Consider the following 8,599-nt stretch of genomic DNA (forward strand, 5'->3'; position numbering starts at 1 on the left):
TGATACGCGGTGACTATAATTATAATAAATATTGGACACGGCGTCATGCATTATTCAATCCAAAGGTAAGTAAGTTAAAGAAGATTATATATAATCGATATATAAAAAACTAATATGAAATTTGGAGCTAGTATTACCCATAACTGGTCTGATCATGATAATTTTCTTACACCTCCAATCTTGGGACATGGAATTATGGGTATTATTATGAGTTCTGACGCTATCATTGGACATAACGTGTTTATATCTCAACAGGTAACAATAGGAGCAAGTAATGGTGGATCACCGACTATTGGCGATAATGTTTATATTGGGCCTGGAGCCAAGATATTCGGGAAAATTAAAATAGGTAATATTTCGTATTGGTGCAAATTGTGTTGTATTTTGCGATGTACCAGATAACTCTACAATAGTACTTGAGAAGCCAAGAATTATATTAAAAGATAGTAAGTATCAATATAATGTTCGTGATGGTGCTGAGTGGATAACTCGAAAATGGACAGATAACGGTAAAATAGTTGAATCGAAATGAATTATGATAGGTGAATATGGATATTAAAAGCATTTTTACAAAACAAGGTGGATTTGATCTGCTGCATAAATACTATAAAAGTGGAGCTTTATTTACGGCTTTTGCTGAATTTATATTATTAGGCAAAAGTCGTACAGCATTAGAAATACTTCGATTGGCAGCTGATTTCAAAACAAAAGAAAATCTTAAGAAAAAATACAGAAAAAAGCTAGAAATTTATGCTGGAAAAATCAGTGATGATTCTGATCATAGAATTAGTAATAAAGTATGGATATGCTGGTTTCAAGGATTGGAAAATGCACCTCAAGTTGTCAGAACATGTATTGATTCTGTAAAAAGGAATTTATATAACAAAGAGGTTATAGTAATAACATCTGAAAATATGATGGATTATGTGAGATTTCCGCAAATAATTATTGATAAATGGAAAAAAGGTGTTATAACCAATACACATATGACGGATTTATTAAGGCTTGAACTACTAATAAAGTATGGTGGTACATGGATTGATGCAACAGTACTATGTACTTCAAAAGAAGATGATATTCCGGATTATTTTTTTAATTCGGATCTGTTTTTTTTCCAGTGTTTGAAACCAGGAAGAGATGGACACAGTAAATATATGTCAAGCTGGTTGATAAGCGCCAAGACAAATAATAGAATTCTCATGATGACGAGATATCTGTGTTATGAGTATTGGAAAACTCATAATTATATGATTGATTATTTTCTTCTGCACGATTTTATGTCTATAGCACTAGAGTATTATTCAGAGGATTGGGGGAAGATTGTTCCTAGAGACAATGCAACTCCGCACGAATTATTGTTACGACTTTTTGATAATTATGATGCTTCGATTATGAATGCAATTGAAGAACAGACTCCTTTTCATAAGCTTAGCTACAAATTTGCTAAGTCAGAATTAGACAAGGAGCATACTTTTTACAAATATATTATAAAATAGAGGATCAAAATGAAAAAACTTGGTTTATGTGTAAGATATGATTGTAATAATTATGGGAGTATGTTGCAGATCTTTGCTACACAACAATTAATAAAAGATCATCATTGGGACTATGAAATAATTAGATACGATAAGAAAACTATATTATTCTATTTTCAAAATCTTACAAGGGTTTTTAATCCGTATTTCGTAAAGGGTAAAGTGGGTGCAGTTAAGAAAAAATTACTTTTAAAGAAGTATTCGGATATTGAAAAAAAATGCAACCATAGAATAAAAAGGATTAATGATTATAGAATTAGTAATATCGGACCGTATTCGCCATTTTATAGAGGTTATAAAAATATACAAAATGCATCAAAAAAGTATGACGCAATTATGGTGGGAAGTGATCAGCTGTGGACACCCGCAGGCATTAAGAGCAAGTTTTATAATCTTCTATTTGTTTCTGATAATGTACGTAAAATATCATTAGCTACAAGTTTTGGAGTTAAAGATATTCCATTTTATCAAAGAAAGACTACTGCAAAATATCTTGATAGGATTGAATTCTTGAGTACAAGAGAACTGAATGGAAGAAGAATAATAAAAGAACTAATAGGAAGAAATGCTTTGGTTGCATTAGACCCGACATTGATGTATGACTCAGAAAGTTGGAATGTTTTTTTTAGAAGAAAAAAAACGATAGACGAACCCTATATTTTTGCATATTTTTTAGGTGAGAATGATAACTATCGCGATGAAGTAGAAAAATTCGCTAAGAAAAAGCATTTAGTAATTGTTACATGTCCATTTATGGATTGCTTTAATAAGAGAGATCTGGATTTTGGCGATAGACAATTATATGACGTTGATCCCACAGATTTTTTGAATTTGATAAGAAATGCTGAATATGTATGTACAGATTCATTTCATGGAACAGTTTTTTCAATTTTAAATCATAAAAAGTTTATTACTTTTAATAGAACAAGAAATGATGATAAGCAAACTAGAAATTCTAGAATAGATAGTTTGTTTTCTATACTTGATTTAGAAAGTAGGAGATATTGTGGAAATCCAATTTCTAGCCAAATAGATGATGATATTGATTATGTAAAAGTTGATTTAAAATTATTAGAATTGCGAAAAGAGACCAACGATTTTATTAAAGAGGCTTTAAAATAATAAATTGAATCATATTGCTAGTAAAACTATCTAATAATAATGGAATTGTTATGAAGAAATTATTAAGTATAATTGTCCCAGTCTACAACGTAGAAAAATATGTAGGAAGATGTATAGAAAGTATTATTAATCAAACATATACTCAATTTGAATTAATAATAATAAATGATGGTTCGACAGACTGTAGTTTCGAAATATGCAAGAAATATGCAATGAAAGACAAAAGAATTGTACTTGTATCTCAAGAAAACTTAGGAGTTGCTGCTGCAAGAAATAAAGGATTAAACATGGCAAATGGTGAATGGATAGGTTTTGTAGACAGTGATGACTATTTGGATAGCGATTTTTACGAAACATTAATGAGTAAGATTTGCCACAAAGGTGTAGATATAATTTGTTGTGGGGTTAGATCGATAACTGAGTCAGGAGAAGTGGTAAAACATCTAGCATCACATGATATTCCTACAAAAGAAAAAGTACTTTTGGGAGATGAATTATTGTTTTCATATATTCATCCACAAAAAAGGTATTTGTTTTGGTCTCCTTGGGATAAAATTATAAGAGCTGATATTGCCAAAAAACATCGCTTCGATGTTGGTAAGACATTAGGAGAGGATTTTTATTACTGTTTAAAATGCATAATTGATGCTAATTATTTATATTATATTCCTTCAGAAAAATATAATTATTTATTAAGATCCACATCAGCAGTGCATATTAAAAAATTTGATAATCATTCTTTTGATAGTTATATATTATCTGGAAAAGCAACTATTTTGTTGAAAGAAAACAATGTCTCAAGTAGAATTATTAGACTATCAGAGATTAGGAAAAATATAATTGGAGCAAGAATAATAAGAAAATATTATAGTATGAAAAAAAAGAATAAATCAATTGAAAAATATAATAATGAAATAGTTAATATTAGGATTAATTGTTTTAAATGTATTTTGAGATATGGATTATTCATGGATTTCAAAAATATATGCTTGCTTTGTATGGAAGCATTAATCCCAAAGATAATAGCGGTTAAAGATAATATATAGAAGATATGTATATTTTTATTCTAATTATATGTATTAAATAAAATAGTTGGAAAAAGGATTTTAGATGAATATTATTTGTGATATAGAAGACTGTACAGGATGTTCTGCGTGTGAAAGCATTTGTCCCCGAAATTGTATTGTTCTCAAAGAAAATGAAGAAGGCTTTAAATATCCATATATAGATGATAAAAAATGTATTAATTGCGGATTATGCAAGAAAACATGTCCTATAATAAATCCTCCTTCAATTGAAATGAATAAACGTAAGGCTTTAATTGTACGTAGCAAGAATAGTAATATTCTGGCAGAGTGTGCTTCAGGTGGTGCTGTTACTACTTTTGCGGAATATATTTTAAACAAGTTTGGTGTTGTATATTCTGCTGTATATGATGATGATTTGAATGTTTGTCACATACGAATTGATAAAAAAGAAGACTTAAAAAGGATATCTGGATCAAAGTATGTTCAAAGTGATATTACTGGTGTTTTTAAAAACGTTAAACAAGACGTCAAGGATGGGAAAATTGTAATGTTTTGTGGAACACCTTGTCAAGCAGCTGGATTATCTAATTTCTTAGGAGATTTTCGAAGTAATGTTATAATCGTTGATCTTGTATGTCATGGTGTACCATCTCCATTACTTTGGCGAAAGTATTTAGAATATTGTAATGGAAAGAAACATAAAATAATTAAAGCTAATTTTAGGAGTAAGCATTTCGGGTATCATATGGCATCTATGGAATGTAAATTTGATGATGGTATAAAGATATTTGCCAGCGCGAGAACAAATATGATGTTAAAGTGCTTTTTTAAGAATGTTGCTGACAGATATTCATGTTATAACTGTAAATTTAAGACTATAGATCGTTGTAGTGATTTGACAGTATATGATTGTTGGCATGCAGAAGAGCTTTCAAGTGAAATAGTGGATGATGATAAGGGCTATACTAATGTGATTTTGCAAAGTGAGAAGGGAGTACAATTATTAAAGAATTGTTCAGAACTCTTAGAAATATACGATACAAGTTTGGATGAGGCAATTAATGTAGATGGTAGTATGGCTACTAATTCTGTTAAAATGCCAGAAACGAGAAAAGACTTTTATAAAAAGATTAATGAAATGGGTTTGGAGAATACAGTTTTTGAATATTTTCCTATATCATTCTTAGATTATTGTATAGAAATGATAAAAGAAATACTCGTTAAGTTAAAACTATCTTCAATGATTAACAAGCTATTCAAGAAGTTTAAGAAATAAGAAATGGATTGTCAGTATTGTTTTTATAAATTGAAATTAGAAAAAATCATGTAATTAGTATTTTATAACAAAAGGGTAAATGGTAATTGTATGCCTCGTTATTTTTCTGAAAAGTTATTATTTATTTTAGTTTATTTGTCATTTATATTATCAGAGAGAGTAACTGACAGTAATAAAATATTTGGAAGAGTTTCTCTGTTAATTGAATCTGTAAAGCTAAAGTATATAATTATTGTTGCTGCAATTCTTTGGCTTATATTGATTTACTTTAGAAAGAATCATCATAGGATTCTTTTTAAAACAGAAACACAGTATATAGCTATATATATAGCTGTTTTAAGTTTTATTACTTTGTTACAACAAATGAGAAATGGTTTTTTCTCATATAGCATATTAGAAATTGTTTTTTTAGTTGTTCCAATTTTATTTGTATTCTTATTATTAAATTGTTCAAAAACAAGTGTTAATAAGTATGTTGATATAGCGTTTATAATACAGTATATAGTATTTTTATCTGAACTAGTGTCATTGTTTTCGTTGAAAATGTTACAACAGATTGATTTTATTTCGTCGTATTCTCCACTTGAAAGTGATTTGGCTTTTTACGGTGTGGTTTTTACTGCTTTCTATTCATATAAAGATGAAAAGGTAAAAATGTTATTATCTGTTTTCATGACATTTATTTCACTTAAGCGGTTAGCTTTGTTATTTTGTTTGTTATTTGTATTGGTTAATATTATTAAGCCTAATATGTTATACACAGGTCGGCCGAGTAATAAAACCATACTTGTAATTTCTACTATATTTGTAATGTGTCCTGTGCTTATTTCAGTTCTTGTCTCTGACCAGATGTTAGAATTGATTTATAAAGTTACCAATATAAGTCTAAATGAATTGACTTTAGGCAGGATTGATAGAATTAAGCTTTGTCTCAATAATGATATTCAATATGGATTGGGAACTACTACAGTTTATTTATCTAATGTTATGAATAATGATATAAGCAGGAATCTTCATAATGATATTTTGCGTATATATATAGAATGTACCTTTATAGGTTCTGTATTTTTTACTTATTGCAATTTCAAGATTACAAGGAGATCATTTTTCTCTTTATTGTTAATGATCTATTTATTTACAGATATGATTTTTAATCATTTTCTTGGAGCAGGTAGAACGTTTTTTTGGATAATTGTATATCTTACAATTAACTACTTTAATAGTAATAATATACAAAAAGGTAATATCAAATTATTTAAGTAACATAATAGTTTTTATTGAACTAATTTGGTAGGAAAAAAATAATTATTATTCTGTTTTATGGAGTTTTATGTCTAATAAATTTGCTAAAGATTTGTCCTGTGTTGTTATAGGAAACGTTTTTGTACTTATCAGTAGTATTTTAACAGGATTAGTAGTACCTAAAATAATGGGTGTTACTAATTATGGATACTATCAAATATACACATTATACTTGACTTATGTTGCTTTATTACATTTTGGTTTTGTAGATGGAGTATTACTTAGACATGCTGGTGAAAAATTTGATGAACTAGATAAACTTTTATTTCGGTCTAATACAAGAAGTTTTGCGTTACTTGAATTATTTTTATCATCTGTTTTCATCATATTTTCATTTATTATTTTTAAGGGTATTTATCGTTTTATAGGTATCTCTCTTGGGATAGAAACCTTTACTACTAATATGACATCATATTATCAGTATATATCCCAAAGCACTATGCGTTTTAAAGAGTGGTCATCTAGAAAAATAATTCAATCAAGCTTAAAGATAATTGTAACATGTGTGCTAGCTTCACTTTATTTTACAGGTAACATAAGCTATATATCAGCAGAATTATATTTATTATGCATTTTAATTATAGATATAGCCCTTTTAATATGGTATATGTGGACATATAGCGATATTACTTTTGGAACGTGTTATAAGTTTGATAGCACTAGAATATTTGTATATTTTAAAGCAGGGATAACACTTACTTTAGCATATGAAATTGCTAATCTTGTATTTAGTCTTGATAGACAATTTGTTTCTATTCTTTTTAATGCAGATGAATATGGGATTTATGCTTTTGCATATAGATTATTATCTATGGTAACTACCGTTATTAATGCTGTTTCTGTTGTATTGTTCCCTAATTTAAAAAGAAAATCAAAAGTCGCAGGTGAAAGAATTATGTATTCAATGTCTGATAATATTGCAATGATTGCAATTTCTGTTTTTGCTGCACATATTGGATATTATCCACTTATGATCTTTATAAAAAAATTATTACCAGAATATATAAATTCATTAATGTATTTAAGAATTATTTTCCCTAGTATTGCTATAACTTGCTGCATTTCTGTTATTATATTTAATTATTATAAAGTACTAAATAAGAATCATATTTATTGCTTTATATCGTTGATCATACTTGGATTATCTGCTTTTCTTAATGTTATTGCATATTATATATGGAGAATCCCTGAGGCGATTTCTGGAGCATCTATTGTTACATTGTTTATTTGGTATCTAGCTTTGCAGTATATATTTATAAAAGAATATAAAATAAAATGGAAAAGGAATTTTATTTATATATTGTTAATTACAGGTCTATTTTATTTTAGTAATTTTGCATTTAATAGCGGTTTATGCGCTGCATTATTTTATTCGGTATTATATATTAGTATTACTATAGTATTTTATAAAAAATTGCTAAAAAATAATTTGGGAAAATTATATAGAGAATAGGTTATACATATTTAAGAAAAAAATGTCTTAAGTAAAATTATAAGAAAGAATTTGAATAATACTAAAGGCATTATACTTGCTGGAGACCCCAGTACACATCTTTATCCTTTGAATATGGGTAAGTCCTCATCCATGAGTGCCTGATATCAAAAATCCCCGCATTGCTGTAGGGATTTGGATACATATATATGCACATTGGAAATTTAAGACTTTTTAAATCTGCTTGGGCATTTGTCTTGGACATTTTTTGACCAGGGAAGAAGGGCATCTAGGTACTTAGTATCTTTATTATTATCCTGATGTTTTGGAATCTCTGATAGTAAGAGGTTGAAGTATTCGTAGGTGTTTATGGCATTAACTTTAGCTGTTTCAGCAATGCTGAATATCATGGCACTTGCTTTTGCTCCGTTATCAGATTCCATTAGCACAAAATTCTTTCTGGCGATGGTGAAGGGGCGGATAGCCTGTTCTGCGTAGTTATTGTCCATAGGGATTCTTCCATCGGTCAGAAATTTGCGAAGATATTCTTCCTGATTTATGCTGTAAGCCAGAGCTTTACCGATGGTACTATTATGGGTAACCTGACTGTACTTGAGTTTTACCCACTAAAAATAGGCATCGACTTTGTCCTGAAGAACATGCTGACGCTGAACAATATTTCTGCGTGCAGGTGTCTACGAATTCTATGATATTCTTACTAATACCATCGGTGGTGTAATAGGTATGGTGATAGGTTTAGCAAACGATATGAATAATCTGGGGCTATTTGAGCCGCCTGTCCGGTGAAGATGAGCCACCATTCCGTTTTGGTGTGAGCCGCTCTACCGGTGTCATTGAGCCACTATCTTGATCTAACTAAAATGAATATATGCGCGTTATTGCG

The 8,599-nt window shown here is 29.1% G+C and carries 7 protein-coding genes and 1 pseudogene; 6 read left to right on the plus strand and 2 right to left on the minus strand.

The window, feature by feature from the left end:
* Positions 1-548: 548 nt before the first annotated feature.
* The 6 genes from BMX21_RS12265 to BMX21_RS12290 all read left to right on the plus strand — a co-directional run bounded on the left by BMX21_RS12265 (position 549) and on the right by BMX21_RS12290 (position 7,716).
* Entirely contained in the window at positions 549-1,496 is a 948-nt protein-coding gene (locus BMX21_RS12265) for a capsular polysaccharide synthesis protein (protein WP_092044798.1), read from the plus strand.
* 9 nt (positions 1,497-1,505) lie between these two features.
* Entirely contained in the window at positions 1,506-2,657 is a 1,152-nt protein-coding gene (locus tag BMX21_RS12270; RefSeq protein ID WP_092044801.1) for a polysaccharide pyruvyl transferase family protein, read from the plus strand.
* Between the two features lie 50 nt (positions 2,658-2,707).
* Entirely contained in the window at positions 2,708-3,703 is a 996-nt protein-coding gene (locus tag BMX21_RS12275) for a glycosyltransferase family 2 protein (RefSeq protein WP_143057254.1), read from the plus strand.
* A gap of 64 nt (positions 3,704-3,767) precedes the next feature.
* Positions 3,768-4,961, plus strand: coding sequence for a Coenzyme F420 hydrogenase/dehydrogenase, beta subunit C-terminal domain (locus BMX21_RS12280; RefSeq protein ID WP_051212841.1), 1,194 nt, complete (start codon positions 3,768-3,770; stop codon positions 4,959-4,961).
* Positions 4,962-5,051: 90 nt separating this feature from the next.
* On the plus strand, positions 5,052-6,224 hold the full coding sequence (locus BMX21_RS12285; RefSeq protein WP_092044804.1) for a hypothetical protein: 1,173 nt from the start codon (positions 5,052-5,054) through the stop codon (positions 6,222-6,224).
* A gap of 67 nt (positions 6,225-6,291) precedes the next feature.
* Positions 6,292-7,716, plus strand: a complete 1,425-nt coding sequence (locus BMX21_RS12290) for a lipopolysaccharide biosynthesis protein (RefSeq protein WP_027216461.1) — start codon at positions 6,292-6,294, stop codon at positions 7,714-7,716.
* Between the two features lie 203 nt (positions 7,717-7,919).
* Here BMX21_RS12290 and BMX21_RS19860 read toward each other — a convergent pair whose 3' ends face one another.
* Together BMX21_RS19860 and BMX21_RS19865 are read right to left on the minus strand one after the other, a co-directional pair.
* Positions 7,920-8,138 carry a transposase domain-containing protein gene (locus BMX21_RS19860; protein ID WP_330369504.1) on the minus strand — a complete coding sequence of 73 codons (219 nt, stop codon included), beginning with the start codon at positions 8,136-8,138 and terminating at the stop codon, positions 7,920-7,922.
* Positions 8,127-8,309 (minus strand): annotated as a pseudogene (locus BMX21_RS19865) (IS66 family transposase); the annotation flags it as partial. The pseudogene BMX21_RS19865 and the gene BMX21_RS19860, both read right to left, overlap by 12 nt.
* Between the last annotated feature and the right edge of the window lie 290 nt (positions 8,310-8,599).

It is taken from the genome of Butyrivibrio sp. TB (assembly GCF_900110805.1).
GTDB lineage: Bacteria > Bacillota > Clostridia > Lachnospirales > Lachnospiraceae > Butyrivibrio > Butyrivibrio fibrisolvens_C.

What these genes read in the sequence shown, in the direction of transcription:
- BMX21_RS12265 (WP_092044798.1), top strand. Translation starts at nt 549, where the DNA reads ATGGATATTAAAAGCATTTTTACAAAACAAGGTGGATTTGATCTGCTG.
- BMX21_RS12270 (WP_092044801.1), top strand. Translation starts at nt 1,506, where the DNA reads ATGAAAAAACTTGGTTTATGTGTAAGATATGATTGTAATAATTATGGG.
- BMX21_RS12275 (WP_143057254.1), top strand. Translation starts at nt 2,708, where the DNA reads ATGAAGAAATTATTAAGTATAATTGTCCCAGTCTACAACGTAGAAAAA.
- BMX21_RS12280 (WP_051212841.1), top strand. Translation starts at nt 3,768, where the DNA reads ATGAATATTATTTGTGATATAGAAGACTGTACAGGATGTTCTGCGTGT.
- BMX21_RS12285 (WP_092044804.1), top strand. Translation starts at nt 5,052, where the DNA reads ATGCCTCGTTATTTTTCTGAAAAGTTATTATTTATTTTAGTTTATTTG.
- BMX21_RS12290 (WP_027216461.1), top strand. Translation starts at nt 6,292, where the DNA reads ATGTCTAATAAATTTGCTAAAGATTTGTCCTGTGTTGTTATAGGAAAC.
- BMX21_RS19860 (WP_330369504.1), bottom strand. Translation starts at nt 8,138, where the DNA reads ATGGAATCTGATAACGGAGCAAAAGCAAGTGCCATGATATTCAGCATT.